28 protein-coding genes and 1 riboswitch are annotated in these 25,442 nt (G+C 72.2%); of the genes, 9 read left to right on the top strand and 19 right to left on the bottom strand.

Annotated features, from left to right (window positions below; all coding sequences use genetic code 11):
* On the top strand, positions 1 to 1,239 hold a 1,239-nt coding region (gene lysA, locus AOK22_RS14420; protein WP_055699038.1), incomplete at its 5' end, for a diaminopimelate decarboxylase.
* A 77-nt stretch (positions 1,240 to 1,316) separates the two neighbouring features.
* On the opposite strand, the gene purB is transcribed toward lysA, so the two are convergent.
* From purB to AOK22_RS14405, 3 genes are all read right to left on the bottom strand, one after another.
* Positions 1,317 to 2,759 (bottom strand): adenylosuccinate lyase, encoded by a 1,443-nt coding sequence (gene purB, locus AOK22_RS14415; RefSeq protein ID WP_055699035.1) that lies wholly within the window; start codon positions 2,757 to 2,759, stop codon positions 1,317 to 1,319.
* Positions 2,760 to 2,866: 107 nt separating this feature from the next.
* A complete protein-coding gene (locus AOK22_RS14410; RefSeq protein WP_055699034.1) occupies positions 2,867 to 3,646 on the bottom strand; it encodes an SGNH/GDSL hydrolase family protein in 780 nt (259 codons plus the stop codon).
* A gap of 56 nt (positions 3,647 to 3,702) precedes the next feature.
* The gene (locus AOK22_RS14405) at positions 3,703 to 4,197 is read right to left on the bottom strand and encodes a MarR family winged helix-turn-helix transcriptional regulator (protein ID WP_341845568.1); all 495 of its coding nucleotides are present in this window, start codon (positions 4,195 to 4,197) and stop codon (positions 3,703 to 3,705) included.
* Positions 4,198 to 4,475: 278 nt separating this feature from the next.
* Between AOK22_RS14405 and AOK22_RS14400 the strand changes: the two genes are divergently transcribed.
* Positions 4,476 to 5,048: an NADPH-dependent FMN reductase gene (locus AOK22_RS14400; protein WP_055699033.1), complete on the top strand. Its 573-nt coding sequence runs from the start codon at positions 4,476 to 4,478 to the stop codon at positions 5,046 to 5,048.
* A gap of 93 nt (positions 5,049 to 5,141) precedes the next feature.
* Complete coding sequence (locus AOK22_RS14395; protein ID WP_055699032.1) at positions 5,142 to 5,393, top strand: holin; 252 nt, start codon at positions 5,142 to 5,144, stop codon at positions 5,391 to 5,393.
* 46 nt (positions 5,394 to 5,439) lie between these two features.
* Here the strand turns inward: AOK22_RS14395 and AOK22_RS14390 are convergent, their stop codons facing one another.
* The 6 genes from AOK22_RS14390 to AOK22_RS14365 all read right to left on the bottom strand — a co-directional run bounded on the left by AOK22_RS14390 (position 5,440) and on the right by AOK22_RS14365 (position 12,946).
* Complete coding sequence (locus AOK22_RS14390; protein ID WP_055699031.1) at positions 5,440 to 6,453, bottom strand: hemolysin family protein; 1,014 nt, start codon at positions 6,451 to 6,453, stop codon at positions 5,440 to 5,442.
* The gene (locus tag AOK22_RS14385) at positions 6,450 to 7,781 is read right to left on the bottom strand and encodes a hemolysin family protein (protein WP_055699030.1); all 1,332 of its coding nucleotides are present in this window, start codon (positions 7,779 to 7,781) and stop codon (positions 6,450 to 6,452) included. The genes AOK22_RS14390 and AOK22_RS14385 overlap by 4 nt, the downstream gene beginning before the upstream one ends.
* Before the next feature lie 251 nt (positions 7,782 to 8,032).
* Entirely contained in the window at positions 8,033 to 8,458 is a 426-nt protein-coding gene (locus AOK22_RS14380) for a GNAT family N-acetyltransferase (RefSeq protein WP_055699029.1), read from the bottom strand.
* A 94-nt stretch (positions 8,459 to 8,552) separates the two neighbouring features.
* The gene (locus AOK22_RS14375) at positions 8,553 to 9,443 is read right to left on the bottom strand and encodes a TIGR03621 family F420-dependent LLM class oxidoreductase (protein ID WP_055699028.1); all 891 of its coding nucleotides are present in this window, start codon (positions 9,441 to 9,443) and stop codon (positions 8,553 to 8,555) included.
* 77 nt (positions 9,444 to 9,520) lie between these two features.
* Positions 9,521 to 12,085, bottom strand: a complete 2,565-nt coding sequence (locus AOK22_RS14370; protein WP_055699027.1) for an ABC transporter permease — start codon at positions 12,083 to 12,085, stop codon at positions 9,521 to 9,523.
* A 12-nt stretch (positions 12,086 to 12,097) separates the two neighbouring features.
* Positions 12,098 to 12,946 (bottom strand): ABC transporter ATP-binding protein, encoded by an 849-nt coding sequence (locus AOK22_RS14365; RefSeq protein ID WP_055699026.1) that lies wholly within the window; start codon positions 12,944 to 12,946, stop codon positions 12,098 to 12,100.
* Positions 12,947 to 13,111: 165 nt separating this feature from the next.
* Between AOK22_RS14365 and AOK22_RS14360 the strand changes: the two genes are divergently transcribed.
* From AOK22_RS14360 to AOK22_RS14350, 3 genes are all read left to right on the top strand, one after another.
* Entirely contained in the window at positions 13,112 to 13,339 is a 228-nt protein-coding gene (locus AOK22_RS14360) for an antitoxin (RefSeq protein WP_055699025.1), read from the top strand.
* Between the two features lie 36 nt (positions 13,340 to 13,375).
* A complete protein-coding gene (locus AOK22_RS14355) occupies positions 13,376 to 13,714 on the top strand; it encodes a fic family toxin-antitoxin system, toxin component (protein WP_079036563.1) in 339 nt (112 codons plus the stop codon).
* Positions 13,715 to 13,858: 144 nt separating this feature from the next.
* Complete coding sequence (locus AOK22_RS14350) at positions 13,859 to 14,221, top strand: VOC family protein (RefSeq protein WP_055699023.1); 363 nt, start codon at positions 13,859 to 13,861, stop codon at positions 14,219 to 14,221.
* A 55-nt stretch (positions 14,222 to 14,276) separates the two neighbouring features.
* Here the strand turns inward: AOK22_RS14350 and AOK22_RS14345 are convergent, their stop codons facing one another.
* From AOK22_RS14345 to bioB, 4 genes are all read right to left on the bottom strand, one after another.
* A complete protein-coding gene (locus tag AOK22_RS14345; RefSeq protein WP_055699022.1) occupies positions 14,277 to 14,948 on the bottom strand; it encodes a class I SAM-dependent methyltransferase in 672 nt (223 codons plus the stop codon).
* 120 nt (positions 14,949 to 15,068) lie between these two features.
* Positions 15,069 to 15,803, bottom strand: a complete 735-nt coding sequence (gene bioD, locus AOK22_RS14340) for a dethiobiotin synthase (protein WP_055699021.1) — start codon at positions 15,801 to 15,803, stop codon at positions 15,069 to 15,071.
* 1 nt (position 15,804) lies between these two features.
* Positions 15,805 to 17,082, bottom strand: a complete 1,278-nt coding sequence (locus AOK22_RS14335; RefSeq protein ID WP_055699020.1) for an adenosylmethionine--8-amino-7-oxononanoate transaminase — start codon at positions 17,080 to 17,082, stop codon at positions 15,805 to 15,807.
* Positions 17,075 to 18,301 (bottom strand): biotin synthase BioB, encoded by a 1,227-nt coding sequence (gene bioB / locus AOK22_RS14330; protein WP_055699019.1) that lies wholly within the window; start codon positions 18,299 to 18,301, stop codon positions 17,075 to 17,077. Before bioB ends, AOK22_RS14335 begins: the two co-directional genes overlap by 8 nt.
* A 120-nt stretch (positions 18,302 to 18,421) precedes the next feature.
* Between bioB and AOK22_RS14325 the strand changes: the two genes are divergently transcribed.
* Positions 18,422 to 19,609 (top strand): 8-amino-7-oxononanoate synthase, encoded by a 1,188-nt coding sequence (locus tag AOK22_RS14325; RefSeq protein ID WP_079036561.1) that lies wholly within the window; start codon positions 18,422 to 18,424, stop codon positions 19,607 to 19,609.
* 33 nt (positions 19,610 to 19,642) lie between these two features.
* Here the strand turns inward: AOK22_RS14325 and AOK22_RS14320 are convergent, their stop codons facing one another.
* Both AOK22_RS14320 and AOK22_RS14315 read right to left on the bottom strand, forming a co-directional pair.
* Positions 19,643 to 19,867 carry a DUF397 domain-containing protein gene (locus AOK22_RS14320; RefSeq protein WP_055699018.1) on the bottom strand — a complete coding sequence of 75 codons (225 nt, stop codon included), beginning with the start codon at positions 19,865 to 19,867 and terminating at the stop codon, positions 19,643 to 19,645.
* On the bottom strand, positions 19,864 to 20,739 hold the full coding sequence (locus AOK22_RS14315; RefSeq protein WP_055699017.1) for a helix-turn-helix domain-containing protein: 876 nt from the start codon (positions 20,737 to 20,739) through the stop codon (positions 19,864 to 19,866). The genes AOK22_RS14320 and AOK22_RS14315 overlap by 4 nt, the downstream gene beginning before the upstream one ends.
* A 273-nt stretch (positions 20,740 to 21,012) precedes the next feature.
* On the opposite strand from AOK22_RS14315, the gene AOK22_RS14310 reads away from it, so the two are divergent.
* Positions 21,013 to 21,465 carry an ATP-binding protein gene (locus tag AOK22_RS14310; protein ID WP_055699016.1) on the top strand — a complete coding sequence of 151 codons (453 nt, stop codon included), beginning with the start codon at positions 21,013 to 21,015 and terminating at the stop codon, positions 21,463 to 21,465.
* A gap of 46 nt (positions 21,466 to 21,511) precedes the next feature.
* Here AOK22_RS14310 and AOK22_RS14305 read toward each other — a convergent pair whose 3' ends face one another.
* Positions 21,512 to 22,429, bottom strand: coding sequence for a LysR family transcriptional regulator (locus tag AOK22_RS14305; RefSeq protein ID WP_055699015.1), 918 nt, complete (start codon positions 22,427 to 22,429; stop codon positions 21,512 to 21,514).
* Positions 22,430 to 22,512: 83 nt separating this feature from the next.
* Here AOK22_RS14305 and AOK22_RS14300 point away from each other — a divergent pair, with 83 nt between their 5' ends.
* Complete coding sequence (locus tag AOK22_RS14300) at positions 22,513 to 23,136, top strand: LysE family translocator (RefSeq protein WP_055699014.1); 624 nt, start codon at positions 22,513 to 22,515, stop codon at positions 23,134 to 23,136.
* A gap of 128 nt (positions 23,137 to 23,264) precedes the next feature.
* On the opposite strand, the gene AOK22_RS14295 is transcribed toward AOK22_RS14300, so the two are convergent.
* From AOK22_RS14295 to AOK22_RS14285, 3 genes are all read right to left on the bottom strand, one after another.
* On the bottom strand, positions 23,265 to 23,738 hold the full coding sequence (locus AOK22_RS14295; RefSeq protein WP_055699013.1) for a C40 family peptidase: 474 nt from the start codon (positions 23,736 to 23,738) through the stop codon (positions 23,265 to 23,267).
* Between the two features lie 3 nt (positions 23,739 to 23,741).
* Positions 23,742 to 23,918: riboswitch (cyclic di-AMP (ydaO/yuaA leader) on the bottom strand.
* A 357-nt stretch (positions 23,919 to 24,275) separates the two neighbouring features.
* A complete protein-coding gene (locus AOK22_RS14290) occupies positions 24,276 to 24,584 on the bottom strand; it encodes a hypothetical protein (protein WP_055699012.1) in 309 nt (102 codons plus the stop codon).
* Positions 24,585 to 24,591: 7 nt separating this feature from the next.
* Positions 24,592 to 25,227 (bottom strand): ATP-dependent Clp protease proteolytic subunit, encoded by a 636-nt coding sequence (locus AOK22_RS14285; protein WP_055699011.1) that lies wholly within the window; start codon positions 25,225 to 25,227, stop codon positions 24,592 to 24,594.
* Positions 25,228 to 25,442: the final 215 nt, after the last annotated feature.

Here is a 25,442-nt window from a genome sequence, read left to right as displayed (position 1 = left end):
GTCGGCGGTGTGCCGCTGACCGAGATCGCCGACCGCTTCGGCACCCCCACGTACGTCATCGACGAAGCCGACGTACGCGCACGCTGCCGCGCCTACCTGCGGGCCTTCCCCGAGGCCGAGGTCCACTACGCCGCCAAGGCGTTCCTGTGCCGTGCGATGGCGCACTGGATGGACGAGGAGGGCCTGGGCCTCGACGTCTGCTCGGCCGGTGAGCTGGAGCTCGCCGTGACCACGGGCTTCCCCGCGGAGCGCATCGTGCTGCACGGCAACGCCAAGAGCCCGCACGACCTGCGGGCCGCGCTGCGGCTCGGGGTCGGCCGCATCGTGATCGACAGCGCCTCGGAGATCGCCCGCCTGTCCGCGGCCGTGCCGTCGGGCAGCCGGCAGAAGGTGATGGTGCGCGTGGTGCCCGGCATCGCGGCCGGCGGACACGCCAAGATCAGGACGGGCACCGACGACCAGAAGTTCGGCCTGTCCATCACGGACGGCTCCGCCCAGCACGCCGTCGCCCGCATCCTCGGCCAGCCGTCCCTCGAACTCGTGGGCCTGCACTGCCACCTCGGCTCGCAGATCACCACGGAGAAGCCGTTCCTGTGTGCCGTGCGGCGCATGGTGGGGCTGATGGCGCGGATCAAGGAGCAGTACGGCGTCACCCTGCCGGAGCTGGACCTCGGCGGCGGCCACGGCATCGCGTACCGCCCCGGTGAGGAGGCGCTCGACATCGCCTCCCTCGCCCGCAAGGTGCGGGCCGAGCTGATCGAGAGCTGTGCGGCGGCGGGCCTGACCGTGCCCCGCCTGATCGTGGAGCCGGGGCGCGCCGTCGCGGGCCCGGCCGGCGTGGCGCTCTACCGCGTCCTCGCGGTCAAGCGGTCCGGCGAGCGGACCTTCGTGGCCGTGGACGGGGGCATGAGCGACAACCCGCGCCCGGCCCTCTACGGCGTGCGGTACGTCCCCCGCCTGGTCGGCCGGCACTCCACGGCCGAGCCCGCGCCGGTGACGGTCGTCGGACGGCACTGCGAGGCCGGCGACGTCCTGGCCTCGGACGTCCCGCTGCCCGGCGACGTACGTCCGGGAGACCTGCTGGGCGTGCCGGTCGCCGGGGCGTACCACCTGTCCATGGCCTCCGGGTACAACCTCGTGGGCCGCCCGCCCGTGGCCGCGGTGGTCGACGGGCACGCCAGGCTGCTGGTCCGCCGCGAATCTCTGGAGGACTTCCGCAGCAGGGACGTCGGGCTGTAGTCCGATGCAGAACACGCGACGACCCCGGGGCGGGAAGCCCCGGGGCCGTCGTGACCGGTCCCGCCGGCCGGATGTCGCTAGAGGATCGCGCCCGGCGTGTACGCCGCGGCCTCGGGGTGCTCCTTGAGGAGCGCCTCGATCTGGGCGACGACGACGCCGACCTGGTCGCTCGCGGCGCCGGTGAACGACAGCTTGTCGGCCATCAGCTCGTCCAGCTGCGCGCGGTCCAGCGGGATCCGGGTGTCCGCGGCGAGCTTGTCGAGCAGTTCGTTGCGCTCGGCGCCCTGCTCGCGCATGGCGAGCGCGGAGGCGACGGCGTTCTCCTTGATGGCCTCGTGGGCCTCCTCGCGGCCGACGCCCGCGCGCACCGAGGCCATCAGGACCTTGGTGGTGGCGAGGAAGGGGAGGTAGCGGTCCAGCTCGCGCGCGACGACCGCCGGGAAGGCGCCGAACTCGTCGAGCACGGTCAGGAAGGTCTCCAGCAGGCCGTCGAGCGCGAAGAACGCGTCGGGCAGGGCCACCCGGCGCACGACCGAGCAGGAGACGTCGCCCTCGTTCCACTGGTCGCCCGCCAGCTCACCGGTCATCGAGGCGTAGCCGCGCAGGATGACGGTGAGGCCGTTGACGCGCTCGCAGGAGCGGGTGTTCATCTTGTGCGGCATCGCCGACGAGCCGACCTGGCCCGGCTTGAAGCCCTCGGTGACCAGCTCGTGGCCGGCCATGAGGCGGATCGTCTTGGCGAGCGAGGAGGGCGCGGCCGCGACCTGCACCAGGGCGGTCACGACGTCGTAGTCGAGGGAGCGCGGGTAGACCTGGCCGACCGAGGTGAACGCGCGGTCGAAGCCGAGGTGACCGGCGATGCGGTCCTCCAGCTCGGTCAGCTTGTCGGCGTCGCCGCCGAGCAGGTCCAGCATGTCCTGGGCGGTGCCGACCGGGCCCTTGATGCCGCGCAGCGGGTAGCGGTCGATCAGCTCGTCGAGGCGGCGGTAGGCGACGAGGAGCTCGTCGGCGCCGGTCGCGAAGCGCTTGCCCAGCGTCGTCGCCTGTGCGGCGACGTTGTGGGAGCGGCCCGCCATGACCAGCTCGGCGTACTCACCGGCGAGACGGCCGAGCCGGGCGAGGACCGCGACGGTGCGGGAGCGGATCAGCTCCAGGGAGAGCCGGATCTGCAGCTGCTCCACGTTCTCGGTCAGGTCGCGCGAGGTCATGCCCTTGTGGACGTGCTCGTGCCCGGCGAGGGCGTTGAACTCCTCGATGCGGGCCTTCACGTCGTGGCGCGTGACCTTCTCGCGCTCGGCGATCGAGGCCAGGTCGACCTGGTCGAGCACGCGCTCGTAGTCGGCGATGGCGGCGTCCGGAACCTCGATCCCGAGGTCCTTCTGCGCGCGCAGCACGGCGAGCCAGAGCTGACGCTCCAGCTTCACCTTCTGCTCGGGCGACCAGAGGGTCGCGAGCTCGGCGGAGGCATAACGTCCGGCGAGGACGTTCGGGATACGGGGCTTTGCAGGCGCAGCAGTCACGTGTACGGATTCTACTGGGCATTCATGCAGGCCAGCGCCACGCCCCCGTTCGTCGGAAGCTACGAGAGCGGGCGTGGCGCCCGGCCGGAGCGGCCGGGCCGGTGCCGCTAGGGCAGCGGGCCGTCGTAGGGCAGCAGGTCGGGGCGCTTGGGCGGGCGGCCGTCGCCGGAGGAGCGGCCGGTGAGGCGGCGGCCGATCCAGGGGGCGAGGTGCTGCTTGGCGAACCGGGCGTCGGCGACCCGGCGGGCCACCCAGTGCGGCGGGACCGTGGGCGGCAGCGGGCTGCGCCAGTCGTCCTGCGGCTCGTTGCCGAGCGCCTGCCAGACGGCCTCGGCGACCCTGCGGTGCCCCTCGGCGGTCAGGTGCAGCCGGTCCACGTCCCACATGCGCTGGTCGGCGAGCGCGGGGGCGCCGTACAGGTCCACGACCACCGCGTCGTGCCGCGCCGCCAGGTCGTCGATGTGGGCGAAGAGCTCCTCCATGCGCGGGCGGAACCGCTGGAGCACCGGGCCGTTGCGCCCCGGGCTGCGCATCAGGACGAGCTGCTTGCAGGACGGGGCGAGGCGCTCGACGGCCTCGTCGAGCAGTCCGAGCAGCCGTCCCATGTCGCACTTGGGGCGCAGCGTGTCGTTGAGCCCGCCCACCAGCGTGACCACGTCGGCCTGCATCGCGGCGGCCGCGTCGACCTGCTCGGCGACGATCTGGCCGATGAGCTTGCCCCGCACCGCGAGGTTCGCGTAGCGGAAGCCGGGGGTCTGCGCCGCCATCCGGCCGGCGAGCACGTCGGCCCAGCCGCGGTAGCTGCCGTCGGGCAGCAGGTCCGACATGCCCTCGGTGAAGGAGTCGCCGACCGCGACGAGACTGGTGTAGTTGGCATTCATCTGCATGGCGGAAGCGATCGTATCCCGCCGGGGCGGGTCGTGCGGGTGGGATTCCCGTGCGGTCAGCCCGCCCGCCTCGAGGAGCGCTCGCAGGTGTTCCGGCCGGTGAGATGGGCCGCCACCGTCTCGCCGATCTCGGCGAACGCCTCGATCTGTGCGGGGGAGAGCAGATCGACGAAGTTCTCGCGCACGGACGCCACGTGCGGCGGGGCCGCCGCCTCCAGCGTGCGCAGCCCCTCCTCGGTCAGCGCGACCACCGCTCCGCGCCCGTCGCGCTCGCACCCCTCGCGCTCGACGAGTCCGCGCTGCTGCATGCGCGTCAGATGGTGGGAGAGGCGGCTGCGGGACCACAGCATGCGCTCGGCGAGCTCGCTGACGCGGCGGCGGTGTTCGGGGGCGGCGCTCAAGGTGGACAGCACGTCGTAGTCGGGGTCGGAGAGTCCGCTCCGGCGCGCGAGGTCGCGTGACACCTCGGCGTCGAGCAGCAGGGACATGCGGCGGTAGGCCTGCCATGCGCGCTGTTCGCGGTCGGTCAGCCAGCGGGGTTCCTCGGTCACGTGACCACCGTAGCGAAGGTTTCGTTGACATGTCACTCACCGGGGTCCTACCTTGATGAGTGACACGTCAACTAACTGGAGAAGTCGGTGTCGGCACGGTGTTGTTCGCCGTTCGCCGCGACGATCGGACCGCTCGCCCGGCCGGCGATACGGCGCTTCTCGACGGCCCTCGACGTCGGCGCGGCCCGGGGTGACGCGGCCCCGGCCCGGCCGGACCCCGATACATCCACGTACGCACGTCTCCACGACTTCACGACTTCACGCAAAGGATCAGCACGATGCCTCGACTGCACGTCGTCTCCGCCAGCACCCGCCCCACCTCCGCTGGTCGTCCGCTGGCCGCCTGGGTCGCCGAACTCGCCGCCGCGCGTCCGGAGTTCGACACCACGCTGGTCGATCTCGGTGAGGTCGCACTGCCCTTCCTCGACGAACCCGAATACCCCTCCCACGGGCGCTACGTCCACGAGCACACCAAGGCGTGGAGCGCGACCGTCGACGCCGCCGACAGCTTCGTGTTCGTGATGCCGATGTACAACGGCGGCTTCACCGCGCCCCTGAAGAACGCGATCGACTTCCTCTACCGGGAGTGGCAGGACAAGCCCGTGGGCCTGATCAGCTACAGCGCGGGCCCCACCGGCGGCGCCCCGGCCCTGGAGATGATCCAGCCGGTCCTCGGCCGGGTGGGTCTGCGGCCCGCGGCCACGACCCTGTCGATCCCCGGCATCGAGGACCGCGTCGGCCCGGACGGCCGCTTCGTCGCCACGGACGAGCTGGTGGACCAGACCACTGCTGTCCTGGACGAGGTGGCGCTTCTGACCGCCGACACGGCGGCCCGGGCCGCCGCGGTCTGAGCCGCCCGCGCGGGCGGCGCCGCGGACCTGGGCAGCGGGGCGTGACGGCGGTATGTCATAGACACGTCGTCGTCACGAGAGAGCGAGCCCGCCATGTGGACCGCAGCCTTCTGGAAGGCCACGGCGGAGCGTGCGATCCGCACCTTCGCGCAGTCGCTGGCCGCCGTCCTGGTGGCGGGCGCCACCAGCCTTCTGGACGTCCCGTGGGGCGCCGCCCTCGCGACGGCGGGCCTGGCCGCGCTCCTCGCGGTCCTGACGGCGATCGGCGCCTCGGAGGCCGGGGCGAAGGGCCCCGGCCTCACCGAGCGCCCCACCACGAAGGGCCGGGGCGAACCCGTCCTGTGACGGTTCGCCCCGGCCCCTCGACGCGGTAGCCGCGGCCGTGCCCGGATCACACCGGCTGGCCGAACAGCTCCCTCAGGACGTCCTCCATCGTGACCATCCCGGCGAGCCTGCCGTCCGAGCCCAGCACCGCCGCGACGTGCGTCCGGCTGCCGCGCATGGCGGTCAGCACGTCGTCCAGAGGCGTGGTCTCGCGGACCTGGGCGATCTTGCGCATGTCCGGCACCCGGAACGGCAGATCGCGCGGAGCCCGGTCCAGCGCGTCCTTGACGTGCAGATAGCCGACGATGCGACGGCCGTCGTCGACCACGGGGAAACGGGAGAACCCGGACTCGGCCGACAGCTGCTCCAGCTTCTCCGGAGTGACGCCCACGCGCGCGTAGACGACGTCCTCCAGCGGCAGGACCACGTCCCTGACCGGGCGGCGGCCCAGCTCCAGCGCGTCGTGCAGCCGCTCCTGCGCGCGGTCGTCGATCAGGCCCGCGTCCGAGGAGTCCTTGACCATGCGGGCGAGCTCGTCGTCGGAGAAGCTCGCCGACACCTCGTCCTTCGCCTCCACGCGCAACAGCTTCAGCAGGCCGTTGGCGAACGCGTTGATCGCGAAGATCACCGGACGCAGCGCCCGCGCGAGCGTCACCAGCGGCGGACCGAGCAGCAGCGCCAGGCGCACGGGCTCGGCGAGCGCGATGTTCTTCGGGATCATCTCGCCGAGCAGCATGTGCAGATACGTCGCCAGCGTCAGCGCGATGACGAACGAGATCGGGTGGACGAGGCCGTGCGGCACCCCGACCCCGTCGAACACCGGCTCCAGGAGATGCGCGATGGCCGGCTCCGCGACGATGCCGAGGACGAGGGTGCACAGCGTGATGCCGAGCTGCGCCGCCGCGAGCAGCGCCGACACGTGCTGCAGGCCCCACAGCACGCTCTTGGCCCGCCGGTCGCCCTCCTCCGCGTACGGCTCTATCTGGCTGCGGCGTACGGAGATGAGCGCGAACTCGGCGCCCACGAAGAAGGCGTTGACGACGAGCGTCGCCAGACCGATCAGGAGCTGGATGGCGATCATCGGGCGTCCTCCTCGTGGCCGTCGTCCTTCGGGGCGTGCAGCAGCACGCGGGCGGCGCGGCGCCCGGCGGCGTCGACGACGTCGAGCCGCCAGCCGCCCACCTCGACGGTGTCGCCGACGGCCGGGATGCGGCCGAGCTCCGTGGCGACGAGTCCGGCGAGCGTCTCGTAGGGGCCGTCGGGCGTGCGCAGGCCGACCCGCGCGAGCTGGTCGGTGCGCGCCGCGCCGTCGGCGGAGTAGAGGGTCCGGCCGTCGTCGTCGGTGCCCGCGGCGGCGATGTCGGGCGTCTCGTGCGGGTCGTGCTCGTCCCGCACCTCGCCGACGACCTCCTCGACGATGTCCTCCAGGGTGGCGACACCGGCGGTGCCGCCGTACTCGTCGATGACGACGGCCATCGTGCGCTTGCCGGAGAGCCGGTCCAGGAGCCGGTCGACGGTCAGCGACTCCGGTACGAGGAGCGGCTCGCGCATCAGCTCGGCCACGGACACGCGCGGCCTGCGGTCGGCGGGCACGGCGAGGACGTCCTTGATGTGGGCGACGCCGACGACCGTGTCGAGGTTGCCGCGGTAGACGGGGAAGCGGGAGAGACCGGTCGCGCGGGTGGCGTTCGCGACGTCCTCGCAGGTGGCGTGCACGTCGAGGGCCATGACCTGGACGCGCGGGGTCATCACGTTCTCCGCGGTGAGGTCCGCGAGGTTGAGCGTGCGTACGAACAGCTCGGCGGTGTCCGCCTCCAGGGCGCCCTCCTTGGCGGAGTGGCGGGCCAGGGCGACCAGCTCCTTGGGGCCGCGCGCGGAGGCGAGCTCCTCGGCGGGCTCCATGCCGAACCGTCGTACGGAGCGGTTCGCGGTGTTGTTGAGGTGGGCGATGAACGGGCGGAACGCGGCGCTGAACAGACGCTGCGGCGTCGCCACCCGCTTGGCGACGGCCAGCGGCGAGGAGATCGCCCAGTTCTTGGGGACCAGCTCGCCGACGACCATGAGGAAGACCGTCGACAGGGCGGTGCCGATGACCAGGGCGATCGAGGAGGCCGCCGAGCGCGGCACCCCGAGGTCGCCCAGCGGGCCCGCGATCAGCTTGGCGATGGACGGCTCGGAGAGCATGCCGACCACCAGGTTGGTGACGGTGATGCCGAGCTGGGCGCCGGAGAGCTGGAAGGTGAGGTTCTTGACCGCCTTGAGGGCGCCGGCGGCGCCGCGCTCGCCGCGCTCGACGGCCCGTTCGAGTTCGCTGCGCTCGACCGTCGTGAGCGAGAACTCCGCCGCGACGAAGACGCCGCAGGCCAGGGAGAGCAGCACCGCCACGAGGAGCAGGAGCACTTCGGTCATCGGGTCACCTCCGTCCCATGATCGGCCAGGGCCGGGAGGAATGCGCGATGTCGGGTACTGGGAGGCTCGCCCATGGGCGGACGCTCACACCTTTCCGTTGGATACGAGTGGTGTGTCCATGTTAAAGGACCAGCAAAGCCGCTCGAACTGGTGTCGTGACCGGCCGGCCCGGACACCGGAGGCGATGCCCGACCGGGTCCGGATGCGGACCCGGGCACCGACACCGGTACCAGTACCTGGATCGGTTCCGGTCAGTCCACCAGGGGCTTGACCCAGCGGCTCCACTGCGGTTCGGGAGCGTAGCCCGCCGCGCGCCAGGTGTGGTGGGCGAGGTCGTTGCGGTCCAGGACCATCGCGTCGCCGCGGCGCCCGCCGAGCCGTACGAAACGCTCCTCGGCTGCCGTGAGCAGCGCCGAGCCCACGCCCCGGCGGCGGTGGTCGGGGTGGACGGCGAGACGGTAGAGGTGGCAGCGCCAGCCGTCGAAGCCCGCGATGACCGTGCCGGCCAGCTCGCCCGAGCGCTCGGCGAGGATCAGCGCCTCGGGGTCGCGGGCGACGAGCCGCTCCACGCCGGAGCGGTCGTCGCTGATGCTCGTGCCCTCGGCGGCCACCTTCCAGAAGGCGAGTACCGCGTCGAGATCGTCGGGAGTGGCTGTCCGTATCCGTGGATCGTCCATGGGGCCATCCCATCACCGGGCCGTCGCGCGGTGCGCGGGGATTTCAGGATGCGGACGTGGGCCCGTGCCTGTCGGCGTGCGCCCGTGGGGTCGCTCAGCTGCCGCTCAGTTCCTCGATCACCGGGCCGAACGTCTCCATGGCCGCCTCCAGGACGGTGACGTAGGAGAAGCCGAACCGCTCGCGCTGGGCCCGCAGTTGCTCCGCCATCTGCCGGACCGTGCCGATCAGCAGAGTGGGCAGGTCCAGCGCCTGGTCCTCGGTGAGGTGGGGGACCAGGGGGAGGCCGGGGCGGACGGCCGCGCGGCGGTCCCGGGCCACCTCGACCCGCTGGAGCAGGATGTTCAGCTCCGCCGGTGCGGCCCGGGTCGCGGCGTAACGGCGGTAGGTGTCGACACGCTCGGCCAGGTCTTCGGCCGGCAGGAGGGACAGGGTGCCGCTGCCGTCCCTGGGGGTCGTCCGCGTGCCGGTGAAGGCCGCGATGTCGGCGTGCGCGGCGGTCAGTTCCAGCATGCGGTCGCCGTTGCCGCCGATCAGCAGCGGCGGGCGCGGGCGCTGCACGGGCCGGGGCACGTGCTCCTCGGAGCCGAGCAGTCCGTCCAGCTCCTCGACCGTGCGCCGCAGGTGGGCCACGCGGTCACCGGGCGAGTCCCAGGGCAGACCGGCCCGGTCGTGCTCGGCCCTGACGTAGCCGGTACCGAGGCCCAGTTCGAGGCGGCCGCCCGTGAGCGCGTCCGTGGTGGCCACCTCGCGCGCGAGGAGCGTGGGGTTCCAGAAGGCGGTGTTGAGGACGAAGGTGCCGACCCGGGGGCGCTCGGTGGCCTCGGCCGCGGCGACGAGGGAGGGGAACGGCGCGGGCATGCCGAGGTGGTCGGCGACCAGGATGACGTCGTAGCCGAGGGCCTCGGCCTTGCGGCACTTCGCGCGCCATTCGTCGCCGGTCGTGGGCGTCATCATGGTGACGCCGAAACGGAAGGGGCGGGCCATGAACTCTCCTCCTGTGGGGTGGACGCGGTCCGGCCGGGCGTGACGGTCTTGTACGTGAGGCCGTCCCGGCCGGCTCCTCACTCGTGCGCGATCGCCGCCAGCACGTTCATGCGGGACGCCCGCAGTGCGGGGAGCAGCGCCGCCGCGAGGCCCACGAGCACCGAGCCGATCACCACCGCGACGATGGTCGTCCACGGGAACGCCAGCTCCTTCATGCCCTGAAGCGCCAGGACCCGCTGCACGGCGACGCCCCAGATCAGCCCGAGCGCGAGACCGAGCACCGCGCCGAACACCGCGATCACCACCGACTCCAGACGGATCATGCGCCGCAGCTGACGCCGCCCGAGCCCGATGGCGCGCAGCAGCCCGATCTCCCGGGTGCGCTCCACCACCGACAGGGCGAGGGTGTTGACCACGCCGAGCACCGCGATGACGATCGCCAGGCCGAGCAGCGCGTAGACGAGATAGAGCATCACGGCGATCTGCTGGCGGACCAGCTCCTTGTAGTCGGCCTGGTCGCGCACCTGCACCTGCGGATACGGGTCGAGGGTCTTCTCCAGGTTCGCGCGCAGGGTGTCCGCGTCCGTGCCCGAGGCCGCGTTGACGTACAGCGCGGAGTCCTGCCCGCCCGGCACGTACTTCTCGATCGTGCGGAAGCCCAGGAAGAGCCCGCCCTCGACGCCGAAGCCCTCGGGGGAGTCCTGGTCGGTGAGCGCGCCGACGGTCAGCTCCGCGGTGCGCCCGCCGGGGAACGTCGCGGGCAGCGTGTCGCCCGCGCGCACCTTGTGCTTCGTCGCGAAGTCCTTGTCCATCCCGATGTGCCCGGGCGCCAGTGCGGCACGTGAACTTCCTTGCGCGTACGTCAGGTTGGCGACGTCGTCGAGCTGCCGGTCGTAGCCCGCCGCCGTCGACTTGACGTTCCTGCCGTCAGGCAGCGTCAGCTCGATCGGGGTGAAGCGCTGGCGTACGACGAGGCCCGCGCCCTCGGTGTCCTCGACCTTCTTGGTGACCTCCGGTGAGAACGGCATGAAGTTGCTGTTCTGCACGACGAAGTCCGCGCCGAGGGTCTTGTCGATCTGCCGGTCGAACGACTTGGTCATCGACGCGCTCGCCACCGAGAGCCCTCCGACCAGCGCGAGCCCCACCATGAGGGCCGCGGCGGTGGCGCCCGTGCGGCGCGGGTTGCGCAGCGCGTTGCGCTGGCTCATCCGGCCGACCGAGCCGAAGACGGCGGGGAACGCACCCCCGAGCACCCGGATCACCGGACGCACCAGGAGCGGCCCGGCGACCACGGTGGCGACGAGCGTGAGGACGACGCCGAGCCCCAGGAAGGACGCCGCGGACGAGGTCGTGTCCGCCAGCGCGCAGCCCACCAGCGCCGCGGCACCGGCCACCGCGACCGCCGAGCCCACCACGGCCCGCACCGTCAACGGCTTTCCCACACCGGCCACTTCCGCGTCGGCGAGCGCCGCCATCGGTGAGACCTGCGCGGCCCGGCGCGCCGGGAGATACGCCGCGACGAACGTGACGCCCACGCCGACGACGTACGAGGCGACGGGCGTCACCCAGCCGATCACCATCTCCGTTGACTTCAGGTTCATCCCGAACACGCCCATCAGCGCGATCAGGCCGAGCGCCAGACCGATGCCGAGAGCCAGCCCCAGGGTCGAGCCGACCAGACCGAGCAGCAGCGCCTCGGTGAGCACCGAGCGGCGCACCTGCTTGCGGTCGGCGCCGAGCGCGCGCAGCAGGCCCAGCTCCCGGGTGCGCTGCGCGATCAGCATCGAGAAGGTGTTGACGATGAGGAAGATGCCGACGAGGACGGCGATCCCGGCGAAGCCGAGCATCACGTACTTGATGACGTCCAGGAAGCTGCCGAACTGCTCGGCCGCCGACTTCGCCTGCTCGCCGGCGGTCTCCAGCTTGTAGCCGGAGCCCAGCGAGGCCGCGATGCGGTGCTTGAGCGCCGTGTCGCTCACCCCGTCGGCGGCCGTCACGGAGATGCTCGTCGCCTCTTTCGTCGAGCCGAGGAGCCCGCGCTGGGCCGCCCGGGTGTCCAGGTAGACGAGGGCGGCGCCGGGGTTCGTCGTCGTGAACGTGGCGATGCCGACGACCCGGACCTCGAACGAGCCGGGGCGCGCCTGGATGGTGAGGGTGTCGCCGATCTCCACGTTCTTCTTGTCGGCGGTGTCCGCGTCGAGCACGGCCTGGCCCGCGCGGCGCGGGGCGTGGCCGGAGGTGAGCTTCACCGGACTGCGGTCCGTGAGGTACCAGTTCGTGGCGACGGTGGGCGCGCCGGTCGTGGGTCCCACCGACTTGTTGTCGCTGTCGACGACGACGGCGTTGTCGACGGACACGTCGAGGTGCGCGTCCGCCACTCCGTCCACCCTCGCCACGCGGTCCCGCAGGCTCGCGGGCACCGTCGGCGTCTGCCCCGAGGGCACCGCCTCGTCGAGGTCCTCCTCCGGCGCGACCGTCACATCGGCGGAGGTCGAGGCGAAGAGCCGGTCGAACGTGCGGTTCACCGTGTCCGAGAAGATCAGGCTGCCCGCGACGAACGCGACCGAGAGGACGACGGCGAGCGCGGAGAGGACGAGCCGGCCCTTGTGTGCGAGAAAGCTCCTGAGCGTCGCCTTCAGCACGGCGCCCCCCGGTCAGCTCTGCTCGGTGGCGCCGTGGCCGGACGCGGGGCCGCCGGGCGGGCCCGATCCCGGCGCGGGCGGCACCGCGTGCAGGGCGTCGAAGCGCTTCATGCGTTCGAGCACCGCGTCGGCCGTCGGACTCGCCATCTCGTCCACGATCCGTCCGTCGCCGAGGAAGAGGACCAGGTCGGCGTGGGCGGCCGCGCCGGGGTCGTGGGTCACCATGACGACGGTCTGGCCGAGCTGGTCGACCGCGTCGCGCAGGAAGCCGAGGACCTCGAGACCGGCCCGCGAGTCGAGGTTGCCCGTCGGTTCGTCGGCGAAGATCAGCTCGGGCCTGGCGGCCAGCGCCCGCGCGCAGGCCACCCGCTGCTGCTGCCCGCCGGACAGCTGCGCCGGGCGGTGCTTGAGGCGGTCCCGCAGGCCCAGGGTGTCGATCACGTGCTCCAGCCAGGCGGCGTCGGGCCGCTGCCCGGCGATGTCCATGGGGAGCGTGATGTTCTCCAGGGCGTTGAGCGTGGGGATGAGGTTGAAGGACTGGAACATGAAACCGATGCGGTCGCGCCGCAGCCGGGTCAGCTCGCGCTCCTTGAGGCCCGTGATCTCCGTGTCCCCGAGCCACACCTGGCCCGCGGAGACGCCGTCGAGCCCGGCCAGGCAGTGCATCAGGGTCGACTTCCCCGAACCGGAGGGGCCCATCACGGCGGTGAAGCGCCCGCGCGCGATGTCCACGTCGACCGAGTCGAGGGCGAGCACGGTCGTCTCGCCGGAGCCGTACGCCTTGGTGAGGCCGCGGGCGCGCGCGGCGCTCCCCGCGGGCTCCGCGTGACCCGTGAACGGTGCCGATGCAGGTGTGGACAAGGCCGCCTCCTGGGTTGTGGCCGTTCCGACTCCCGTATGTCCGCCGAGAGTAGTGGGGCCCACCGGGGGTCCGGTATCCCTCAGAGGTCGGGCCCCGGAGACCGGTGTAAGGGGCAGGATCCCGGCGCCCTTGTCGTGCTAGCGCCTCGGCGCTAGCTTGACGGTATGGCGAAGACTCAGCTGAACGTGCGGGTGGACGAGGACACCGCCCGGGCCGCGCGGGAGCGCGCCCTGGCCCGGGGCATGAGCGTGAACCGCTACATCGAAGAGCTCGTCAGACAGGACGCGGGCGAAGTCGGGCATACGTTCGTCGAGGCGGCCGCCGACTTCATGAAGCAGTACGAGTCGGTCTTCGCCGAGGAGTTCGGTGTCGAGCGAGAAGGCCGTCGCTGAGCGTTGGACCTCAGAATCGATCTTGCCTGGCTCCTCATGATCGCCGAACACAAGACTCCCGGAGACCCCCAGGTCACCGACTGGGGCGCGCTCGTGGCCGCCGTCAGCAGACATGAGGCGGAGATCTTCGGCGTACCCGTCTACGAGACCCCGCACGACCGGGCGGCGGCGCTCCTTCAGGTCCTCCTCCACATCCCCGCGCTGGAGCGTTCGAACGCGCTCTTCGCCTCCTCCGTCGCCTACGCCTATCTCGTCTCCAGCGGCCTGAAGGTCGTCACCTCGCCCGAGCAAGTCCGTGACCTCGCACGCCTGGTCAAGGAGGACGGCGCGAGCGTGCACGCCATCGCGGACCAGCTGCGGCTGTGGAGTCTGTGACGGAGCCGGACACGGCCGCCGCGCCGGGACGTGACCTGCGTCTTCGAGCCCGAGCGATGAGTCGGGGCCGTCGGCGCGGTCATCAGGACGACCAAGCGCGGGCCCACCGGCCCACGCCACCTCGTCCGCCGGAGGAGACCGCCCATGCCGTCCACCATCCAGCCGATGCTCGTCACCCCCGACGTCGCGCGTCTGCTGTCCTTCTACCGCGATCTGCTCGGCGCCGAGGTGACCGAGCGTTATCCGAAGGACGGCGCGGTGTTCTTCACGCTGCTGCGGATCGGCGGCGCGGACCTCGGCATCGTCGCGGACGCCGACGTGGAGACCGGCACCCCGCAGCGGATGCTCCTGAGCGTGCGCGTCGAGAACGTGGACGACCTGCTCACCCGCGTCGAGGCCCTGCACGGCACCGTCCTCGGCCGCCCGAACGACATGCCGTGGGGCGAGCGCGTCGCGCACATCAAGGACCCGGACGGCAACGCGGTCAACCTCACCCAGAAGATCTGAATCCAGCGGATCCGACCCCAGAGGATCTGATCCGGAAGATCTGCGTCCGCGTCCCTCAGTCGGTGTCCGGACGCCGTGCCGTGCCGATCACGCAGTACGAGGACGGCAGCCGCGGCCCCTTCGGAGGCACGAGGAGCCGCCGGAACGCGCCGACCTCGAACCCCGCCGCCCGCAGCGAGCCCAGCGGGTCCCGCGCGACATGGCAGCCGCCGCACAGCGGCGGCCACACCGTGCGGTCCAGGACCCGCTGGGTGGCCGCCATCACGGCGCCCGGCGCCCGCTCGTGCTCGAAGAACCGCAGCTCGCCGCCGGGCCGCAGCACCCGGCGCAGCTCGCCGAGCGCCCGCGGCACATCGCGCACGCTGCACAGCACGAGGGAGGCGACGGCCGCGTCGAACGCCTCGCTCTTGACGGGCAGCGCCTCGGCGGCGCCCGGCACCACGTCGACGGGCACGTCCGCGCGCAGCGCCGCGGACGCGGCCAACCGCCGCAGCAGCCGCTCCGGTTCGATCGCCACGACCTCGGCGACCCCGCGCGGATAGTGCGCGAAGTTCAGGCCGTTGCCCGCTCCCACCTCGATCACCCGGCCGGCGAGCCCGGCGAGCAGTTCCTTGCGAAGAGGGGCGACCACGGGCTCGGCGGACACACTGTGACGTGCGTAGACCCGGGCGAAGACAGGGTGGTGGACGGCGTCCCTGTGCGCCGGCCTGGCGGAGCGCGGTGACATGAACCCTCCTCGGCGGAGCGGGTTGATACCGCAATGGTTCCCCGGTGGAGGCCGTTCCCCTCCTGCGCACGCGAGCGAGTGTGCCGCCGGTCCGCCGGATGACGGACCGGCGGCACGTGCTCAGCCGCCCAGGACCCCGGGAGCCTCCCGGTCCGCGAAGGACACCGCGTCCCAGGTGCCGCCCAGCTCGGGACCCAGCCAACTCCCCGCCGCCGCGCGGAAGTCGGCTCCCGGCAGCGCGCCCGCCCCCTGGGGAACGGCGCCCAGCAGACGCCCGCCCGCCGCCTTCGGCAGATCCGTGAGGTTGCAGCGGGACGCCAGGTCCGGCGCGCTCGGCCAGCTGCCGACGACGACGCCCAGCTGGGCCACGCCGCGGGCCTGGAGCGCCTCCCTGGTCAGCGTCGTCGTGTTGAGCGTGCCGAGGCCCGCCGTCGTGACCACCAGGACGGGCGCGTCGAGCAGCCGCGCCGCGTCCGCCAGCGTGCCGCCGGCGTCGTCGAGCCGGACGAGCAGGCCGCCCGCGCCCTCGACCAGGACCAGGTCGTGCTCCGTCGCCAGTTCCTGCGCAGCCTCGGCCACGTCCCGCGGTCCGATCTGCGGGAGACCGGCCCGGCGCGCGGCCGTGTCGGGCGCCAGCGGCTCGGGGAACCGGGCGAGTTCACGCGTGGTCATGCCCTCGCCCGCCAGCCGGACCACCTCCTGCGCGTCGCCCGGCTCGCCGGGGGCGACCCCGGTCTGCGCGGGCTTGAGCACCGCGACACTGCGCCCCGCGGCGAGCGCGACGGCGGCCACCGCGGCGGTCGTCACCGTCTTGCCGATCTCCGTGCCCGTACCGGACACCACGATCACCGGCATGTCAGCCCTCCTTCGCCGCGGCGCACACCGCGCGCGTGATCCGCGCGACGTCGTCGTCGCCCGTGATGAACGGCGGCATCGTGTAGATGAGGTCGCGGAACGGCCGTACCCACACGCCCTCCCGCACCGCCGCGCGCGTCGCCGCCTCCATGTCCACCGGGTGGTCCAGCTGGACCACCCCGATCGCCCCGAGGACGCGGACGTCCCGGACCGTGCCGAGGCCGGCGGCCTCGGCCAGACCGTCCCGCAGGCCCGCCTCGATGCGCTTGACCTCGGTCTGCCAGTCCTGCCCGAGCAGCAGGTCGATCGAGGCGCTCGCGACCGAGGCAGCCAGCGGGTTGGCCATGAACGTCGGCCCGTGGGCCAGGACCGGCACCTCGCCCTGCGAGATGCCGTCCGCGACGCGCGGCGTGCACAGCGTCGCCGCCATCGTCAGATAGCCGCCGGTCAGCGACTTGCCCAGGCACATCACGTCCGGCGTGACGCCCGCGTGGTCCGCCGCGAACAGCGCGCCCGTCCGGCCGAAGCCCGTCGCGATCTCGTCGAGGACGAGCAGCACGTCATGGGCGTCGCACGCCTCCCTGAGCACCCGCAGGTACTCGGGGGAGTGGAAGCGCATGCCGCCCGCGCCCTGCACCACCGGCTCGACGATCACGGCCGCCAGTTCGTGCGCGTGGCGCCCGATGACGTCGTGCAGATGCGTCGCGTACGCCTCTTCGTACGCGGTGGGCGGGGCGTCCGCGAACACCTGGCGCGGCAGCACACCCTGCCAGAGCTCGTGCATGCCCCCCTTGGGGTCGCAGACCGCCATCGGCTGCCAGGTGTCGCCGTGGTAGCCGCCGCGCCAGGTCAGCACGCGCTGCTTCTCCGGCCGGCCCAGCGAACGCCAGTACTGCAGGCACATCTTGAGCGCGACCTCGACCGAGACGGAGCCGGAGTCGCAGAGGAAGACGTGCTCCAGGCCCTCGGGCGTCAGGTCGACGAGCTGCTTCGAGAGCCGGACGGCGGGCTCGTGCGTGAGCCCGCCGAACATGACGTGGCTCATGCGGTCCAGCTGGCCGCGCACCGCGTCGTTCAGGACGGGGTGGTTGTAGCCGTGGATCGCCGACCACCAGGACGACATGCCGTCGATCAGCTCGGTCCCGTCCGCGAGGCGCATGCGGACGCCGCTCGCGGACTCCACGACCAGGGGCTCCTGGCGGCCCGGCATCGGGCCGTAGGGGTGCCAGACGTGCTGCCGGTCGAGCGCGAGCAGGTCGGCCGTGGACAGGTCAGGCATTGGGGGCCAGGTCCGTTCCCGCGCCCCGGCGGCGCACCGCCACCAGGTCCGTGCGCGCCTCGTTCGGCCCGGCGGGGGCGTCGGCCACGGGCTCACCGCTGCCGCAGGGGCCGCAGCCGCCCCCGCCGTGCGAGCCGCAGCCGGCGGCGTCCGCGTCGTGCGAGCCGCAGCCGGCGGCACCCGCGTCGTGCGAGCCGCAGCCCGCGGCGGCGTCCACGCGGTGCTGCGGCAGTGTCACCTGGTCCGCGCCCTCGACCTCGAAACCGGCGTCCGCGATCATGTCGAGGTCGGCCTTGCCGGCCTGCCCCTCGCTGGTCAGGTAGTCGCCCAGGAAGATCGAGTTGGCGATGTTCAGGGCGAGCGGCTGCAACGAGCGCAGATGGACCTCGCGGCCGCCCGCGATGCGCACCTCGACGTCCGGGCAGACGAAGCGGGCCATCGCGAGGATCCGCAGGCAGCGCTGTGGCGTGAGGTTCCACTCCTTGGCCAGCGGCGTCCCCTCGAAGGGGATCAGGAAGTTCACCGGCACCGAGTCGGCGTCGAGCTCGCGCAGGGCGTACACGACGTCGACCAGGTCCTCGTCGCTCTCTCCCATGCCGGCGATCAGCCCCGAACACGCGGAAAGGCCCGCCGCGTGCGCCTTCTGGACGGTGTCGACGCGATCGGCGTACGTATGCGTCTTGGTGATGTCCCCGTACGTCGCCTCGGACGTATTGAGGTTGTGGTTGTACGCGTCCGCGCCCGCGCCCTTCAGGCGCTCCGCCTGCCCGTCCGAGAGCAGCCCGAGGCACGCGCACACCTCGACGCCCTCGTTCTGCTCCTTGACCGCCTCGATGGTCCGCGCGACCCGGTCGACGTCGCGGTCGGTGGGGCCGCGGCCGCTCGCCACGAGGCAGACCCGCTTGGCGCCGCCGGCGATGCCGGCCGCGGCGGCCTGCGAGGCCTCGTCGGGCTTGAGCCAGGTGTACTTGAGGATCTCGGCCTTGGAGCCGAGTCGCTGTGAACAGTACGAGCAGTCCTCCGGGCACAGGCCCGACTTGAGGTTGACCAGATAGTTGAGTTTCACCCGTCGCCCGAACCACTGCCGCCGTACCTTTCCGGCGGCAGCCACTACGTCCAGGAGATCGTCGTCGGAGGTGGCCAGGACGGCCAGCGCCTCTTCACGGGTCGGCAGTTCGCGCCGAAGCCCCTTGTCCACCAGCGTGTTCAGCAGGTCCATGGCGCTGATCCTTACGCACGGCAGCCTCCCCGGCCAAGGAGGGTTCGCACAACAGAACCGGTTTGACGTGTGGGTATTGCCACACCCTGGCCAGGTGGCAGGACGGCTAGGGTCTGTGCAATGTCTACAAACAGGCACCCCGCGACGGGCGCATCGGACGCATCCTCCGTTCCCCCCTCGCCCTTCGGGTGGATCGACGAGCAGGCACGGCTGCGCGCCGCCGCCGGACTCGTCCGCACCCTGCGCCCGCGCCCCGCCGCCGACGCCCTCCTGGATCTGGCGGGCAACGACTACCTCGGCCTGACCCGGCACCCCGAGGTCACCGAGGGCGCGGCCGCCGCCGCGCGCCGGTGGGGCGGCGGTGCCACCGGCTCCCGGCTGGTGACCGGCACCACCGAACTCCACGCCGAACTGGAGCGGGAGCTCGCCGAGTTCTGCGGTTTCGAGGCGGCGCTTGTGTTCTCCTCCGGCTACGCGGCGAACCTCGCCGCCGTCACCGCGCTCGCTCCGCACGGCTCGCTGATCGTCTCCGACGCGGGCAACCACGCGTCCCTCATCGACGGCTGCCGGCTCGCGCGCGGGACCACGCAGGTGGCGCCCCACGCCGACCCCGAAGCGGTCCGCAAGACGCTGGACGCCCACGACGGGCCCGCGATCGTGGTCTCCGACTCGGTGTTCTCGGTGGACGGCGACATGGCCCCGCTGGCCGAACTGGCCTCGGCCTGCCGGGAGTCCGGCGCCGGACTGGTGATCGACGACGCCCATGGGCTCGGGGTGCTCGGCGACGGCGGCCGGGGCGCTCCGTACGCCGCCGGGCTCGCGGGCGCGCCCGACACCGTGGTCACCCTGACCCTCTCCAAGTCCCTGGGCAGCCAGGGAGGCGCCGTGCTCGGCCCCGCCGAGGTCATCGCCCATCTGGTGAACGCGGCCCGCACCTTCATCTTCGACACGGGCCTCGCGCCCGCCGCGGTGGGGGCCGCGCTCACCTCCTTGCGCCTGCTGCGCCGCGAACCCGAACGGGCGGCGCGGGCCCGCGAGGTCGCCGCCGAACTGCACCGTCGTCTGACGGCAGAGGGCCTCGCGGCGGTACGTCCCGACGCCGCCGTCGTCTCCGTGCGCGCGCCATCACCCGAGCTTGCCGTGCGCTGGGCGGCCGACTGCCGGGCCGAGGGCCTGGCAGTCGGCTGCTTCCGGCCGCCGTCGGTGCCCGACGGCATCTCACGGCTGCGGCTGACCGCCCGCGCGGATCTCACCGGCGCACAGATCGCCGATGCCGTACGAGTGATCAGCCGCAGCGCACCCCGATGAAGCGTGCCGGGCCCGGTGTGGGCCGGGCTCTGCTCACCGGATGCTGTTGAGGAACGACTCCCAGGGGCCGGGGGAGAGAAGCAGGGCGGGCCCTGCGATGTTCTTCGAGTCACGCACGGCGCGCAGGCCGGTCAGCGGACCCGAGTCGAGCGTGGCCGTCTCGACGCAGTTGTTCATTCCGTTGCTGTAGCTGCTGCGCTGCCACCGCGCACCTTGAAGAGTCGTGCTGGAAGGTACATACCGAGGCATTGCGGTCATGGTGCCTCCTTAGCGCCGTCGCAGAGGTCGGCGATGAAATGCGTGGAGTCCTCGGGTGATAGCGCCTGTACCTGAAGGGAGTTGAAGGCCTCCGTGTACGCCTGGAGGTCTTCTTTCCGTTCGAGATAGAGGCTACTCGTCAAATGGTCGAGAACAACCACATCCAGATCAGCAATGTTCGGAAATGAAAAAATAACGAAAGGTCCGATCAGACCCACGTGCTCGCCGGCGGCGAACGGCAGCACCTGAAGACGCACATGCGGCATCAGGGCCACCTCCTGTAACCGTGTCAGCTGCCCCGTGAACACCCGGTCCCCGCCCACCGGGCGACGCAGCACGGCCTCGTCCAGGATCACGCTCAGGCGCAGCGGCGGATCGGCGCGCAGCACGTCCTGACGCGCCAGCCGGACCTCGACCAGCGCGTCCACCTGCTCTTCCGGCAGCCCGCCGAGCGCGGCCCGGGTCACCGCGCGCGCGTACTCGGGGGTCTGCAGCAGTCCCGGCACGACCGTCGTCTCCAGCGTGCGGACCCAACTGGCCTGCGACTCCAGGCTGATGAAGTCGCGGTAGGTGGCCGGCAGCAGATCGCGGTAGGCCTTCCACCAGTGGTGGCGCCCCGCGCCGGGGTCGTCGGCGCCGGCGAACGCGAAGAGCAGTTCGCTCAGTTGGGGGTCCTTCACCTCGTACGCTTCGAGGAGCAGGCGCACGTCGGCGGCCTTCACCCCGCTGCGGCCGGTCTCGATCCTGCTGATCTTCGACTGGTGCCAGCCGAGCTTCGCCGCGGCCTGGCTGCTGGTGAGTCCCGCGTGGGTGCGCAGGGCGCGGAGTTCGGCACCGAGTTGGCGGCGGCGCACCGCGGGGCCGTACTGCATGCCCGTCTCCTTCCGGGTGGAGCCGTCGGGCAACCCGGCGGCAGAGCGGGGGCAGTAGGCGACAGTAGAGGAAGCACCAGTGTGCCGCCCAAATACGGTCTGCCGTAGCAGAGTTCACCGCTTCGAGCGACAGATATATGCACATCTCGGTGGATCGCCACCCGTGACAAGGTAAGGAGTGGCAGGCTGGCGCGAAGCACCAGTTCGGGACTGTCCTCCAGTCATCCGCGACGAGTCGGAGACCGGTCCCGGTGGGAAAGGGACAGCGTCGCCATGGCAGACCTTCAGGAAGCCTCCGTCACCCTGCCGAGCGATCCTGCCTCGGTCTCCGCGGCCCGGAAGTACGTTTTGCGGGTGCTCACCGAATGGGGGCTGCCCGGCGACGACGAGGTGGCCGAAACGATCAGACTGATCGTCTCCGAGCTCGCCACGAACGCGGTGCAGCACACCCGGGGGCAGTCGCCCACCTTCACCGTGGACGTCGAGCTCGACCGGGAGGAACAGCTGCGGATCGGCGTCACCGACAGCCACCCCCGCTACCCCAGGCGACTGCCCGCGGCCGTCCAGCAGGACAACGGCCGGGGCATGGTCATCATCCGCTGGCTGACGGCCGAGTGCGGTGGCAGGCTCTCGGTCAGTCCGACCGACGAGGGCGGCAAGACCGTGTGGATCGCACTGCCGTGGAAGGCGCCGGTCCAGCGCAGACAGCGGGGCGCCGCCCACTGACCGCGGGCCTCGCCGACCGGCCCGTACGACGGCGCGCCGCGCCCGGTCAGCCCGTCCCCGCCGAGCGGCCGAACGCCCCGCGCAGCAGCGCCCGGAAGGAGTCCGCCGCGGGGCTCGACTCGTCGGTGCGGTGGACCACGGAGATCGTGCGGCGCAGGTCGCCCGGTTCCAGCAGGCGGGTGCCGACGGGCGTCGCGGCGGTGCGCGCCACCATCTCCGGCACCACGGCGACCCCGAGCCCCGCGCTGACCAGCGCGCAGACCAGGGCGTATCCGGGTGTCCCGACGAGTACCGCGGGGCTCGCCCCGACCCCGGCAAGCGCCCGCTCCACCCCCTGCCGGGGCGGATGGTCCGGCGCCATGCTGATCAGCGGCTGCCCCGCCAGTTCGGCCAGCGGCAGCCGGGAGGTGCCGCCCGCCAGCGCGTGGCCGGGCCGGGTCACCAGGACCAGCTCCTCGACCAGGATCGGCTCGGCCGAGACGGCGGCGGGCAGCGGCACCGGGTCGGCGGGTTCATAGGTGTGGGTGAGCGCCAGGTCGACCTCGCCCGCCGCCACGGCCGCGACACCCGAGGGCGGTTCGTGGCCCGTCACCGTCAGCTCCACGTCCGGGTGCGCCCTGCGGAACGCGCTCAGGACGGGCGGCAGCAGATGGATGCCGGCCGTCGGGAACGTACCCACGCGCAGCCGGCCCCCGGAGAGCCCGGCGAGCCGCGCCAGTTCGTGCCGGGCCCGCTCCATCTCGTCGAGCACCCGGCGGGCGTGCCCCACGAGGAGTTCGCCCGCACCCGTCAGCCGCGCCCCGCGGTGGTGGCGTACGAGCAGGGCGGTGCCCGCCTCCCGCTCCAGTTTGGCGAGTTGCTGGGAGAGCGCGGGCACGGTGTAGCCGAGGCGCTCGGCGGCCCTGGTGATCGAACCCGCCTCGGAGACGGCGACGAGAGCGGCGAGGCGCGTGGGGTCGTACATGGCATCTCCCTCAACACCTGCTTAAGGCAGACCCAGGATATTGCACATACCTGCTGAAGGCCCGGTCCGGGCAGGCTGGCCCCATGGACGCACAACTGGTCGCCTTCACCGGCGTCGCCGCGGGCATGGTCGCCATGCCGGGCGCCGATTTCGCCGTCGTCGTACGCAATGCCCTTGCCTCGCGGCGGGCCGGGGTCGCCTGCGCGGTCGGCGTGGCCGGCGGGCTGCTGGTGCACACGGCGCTGGCCGTCGCGGGCGTCGCCGCGGTCCTCGCGGCCGTGCCCACGCTCTTCCGTGGGCTCCAGGTGCTGGGCGGGATCTATGTGCTGTACCTCGCCTGGCGCGCGCTGCGGTCGGCGGCGCGACCGCGGGGCGTGCAGGCGCTGGCGGACGAACCGGCGGCCCGGGCCGGTGGCCTGCGCGAGGGCTTCCTCACCAACGCCCTGAACCCCAAGGCGCCGATCACCTTCCTCAGCGTGCTGCCGCAGTTCGTGCCCGACGGCAGCCCGGCGATGCCGAGGACCCTGTTGCTGGCGACGATCGTCGTGGTGTTCGCACTGCTGTGGTTCCCGGTCGTGGCACTCCTGGTGGACCGGCTCGGCAGATGGCTGCGCAGGCCGCGCACGGCCCGTGCCGTGGAGGCCGTCACCGGCACCGCTCTCGGCGTGCTGGGCCTGGTCCTCCTGCTGGAGCCCCTGCTCGCGTGATGGGTGCGTCTTCGCGGGACACCGCCGCGAGCACGGCGAGCAGTTCCGCGAAGACGCGGTGGGCGCGCTCCACGCACGGAGACCCGAAGGTGCGTGACGCGGTGCGCGCCGGACCGGTCGCGGCAGGATCAGCGGACCCGGCCGTACCAGACGCTCTTGGACCAGATCTTCTCGAGACGGACCACCGTGCCCGTCTTGGGGGCGTGCCAGATACGGCCGTTACCCGCGTAGATCCCGACGTGGTACACGTTCCGGCCCGAGTGGAAGAACACCAGGTCGCCGGGGGACCGCTGGGACTTGGAGATGTGCCTGGTCTTGTTGTACTGCGCGGCGGCGGTGCGCGGCAGCTTCTTGCCCGTCTTCTTGAACGAGTAGAGCGTCAGGCCCGAGCAGTCGAACCGGTTGGGGCCTGTGGCGCCGTAGCGGTACGGAGATCCCTTCTTGGAAGCCGCGATCTTGAGCGCCTTCGTCCCGTGTGTGGCCGCCTGTGCCTCCGACGCGAGCCCGGGGGCCACGACGGTGCCGCCTACGACGGCGAGCGTGAGGACCGATGCGGCACCGGTCCTGCTGAGCAGCGACGGAACATGATTCAGCGCAGTCATGCGCAACCCTTCGTCAGCCGCCTGTGAAGGATGACCTGTCGGGTTCGGGCAGGCGAAGATGCCCGGCCGCGTCGTGCTCTGCGGCTTCACCCCAAGGGCGTCGTCCGGACTTCCCGGACGGGCCCGCCGTGCTTGGGTCCTCCACTCCTGCCGTTGCACCGATGTCGACCGGTCATCCGGGTGGCGGCAGGACTCGGCGTCCGCCCGGACCGCCCCGCCGCTGTGGCGGGGGCTTGTCGTCGGAAGGGATCTTGACCCGACAAGGGCGAAAAAACCGAGCCGAAACGGCGTTTTGTGAGGCTCCTCACGACTGACCCGTTCGGGTGGACACCGACGAATTAGGGTTGAGGAGGCATGGTCTGACGACCGCTCGACCAGCATCGGAATATGTCATTCCGCCGCCGTTGTACACACCTGGCGCAACTCTCCAGGCCCTGGCGCCGGACGCCCCCCTACGCCGTCCGGGGTAGCTCTTCTGGTCCGTTTCAAACCGGTCCCGGACGTTCCGGAGGGCGGCGCGGGGCGTCCGTGCCGTGGTCAGCCGGTCGGTGGGGGCGGGACGGTGACCCGCCGGGCCCGCCGCTCGCCGTCGAGGACGCGCAGGGCCGCGGCGAGCGTGGTGGCGTGCACCTCGCTCTCGCCGCGCTGGTGCATGAGCGTGAGCGCGTCCCGCAGCGCGGTCGCCCGGCCGACGAGTGCCTGGGCGGCGCGCAGGCCGCCGTAGGTGTGCTCGGCGCGGGCGGGATTGATCCGGCCGAGCAGGTCGACGACTTCGAGGTAGCGGTCGATCAGCTCGGCCTCGGCCCGCGTCAGCGCGGGCAGGGGCGGGAGCTCGGGTGGCAGCATCGCCGGCTCACCTCGGGTCGCGCGCGCCGGGCGAGGTCCTGCGGCTCGGGACGATCCGGTCCACGAGCCCGTACTCCAGGGCCGCCGGCGCGTCCAGGATCATGTCCCGCTCGATGTCCGCGGTGACCCGCTCCGGGTCTTGGCCCGTGTGCCGTACGAGCAGTTCCTCCATGAGGTGCCGGGTGCGCAGCAGCTCGTCGGCCTGGATCGCGAGGTCGCTGGCCTGGCCCTGGACCGGTTCCGCGAGGGCGGGCTGGTGGATCAGCACGCGCGCGCCGGGCAGGGCGCTCCGCTTGCCGGGGGCGCCGGCGGCGAGCAGGACGGCGGCGGCGGACGCGGCCTGGCCGAGGCAGGTCGTCTCCACATCGCAGGTGACGAACCGCATCGTGTCGTAGATCGCGGTCATCGCGCTGAACGAGCCGCCCGGGGAGTTGATGTAGAGCGCGATATCGCGGTCCGGGGCGAGGTACTCCAGGTGCATGAACTGCGCCATCACGTCGTTCGCCGAGCGATCGTCGATGGGGGTGCCGAGGAAGACGATCCGCTCCTCGAGGAGCTTCGAGTAGGGGTCGAGGGTCCGCGTTCCCGAGCTGGTGCGTTCGGTGAACTCGGGCAGGACGTAACGGGCGGACGGACGGTTCATGGCACGCCTCTCTTCTTCCGGTCGCGGAGCGGTCCGGGCTCTGTAAAAAATGTACAGGACGTACGTTTCTCGGGGAGTGGGAGAAGTGAGGTGTGCCGCCGTGCGGGGCCCGCACACCCTCTTCGGGCGATGAGGGACGACGCGGGGGAGCGGGACGAACGAGGGCTGCCGGCCCTGGAGGTGGACGTGATCGCGGCCCAGAAGCTGCGCCGCCC

Source organism: Streptomyces silaceus (assembly GCF_001419745.1).
Lineage (GTDB): Bacteria > Actinomycetota > Actinomycetes > Streptomycetales > Streptomycetaceae > Streptomyces > Streptomyces silaceus.
The sequence above is the reverse complement of the archived record's forward strand: the minus strand, read 5'-3'. Positions and strand labels throughout refer to the sequence as shown.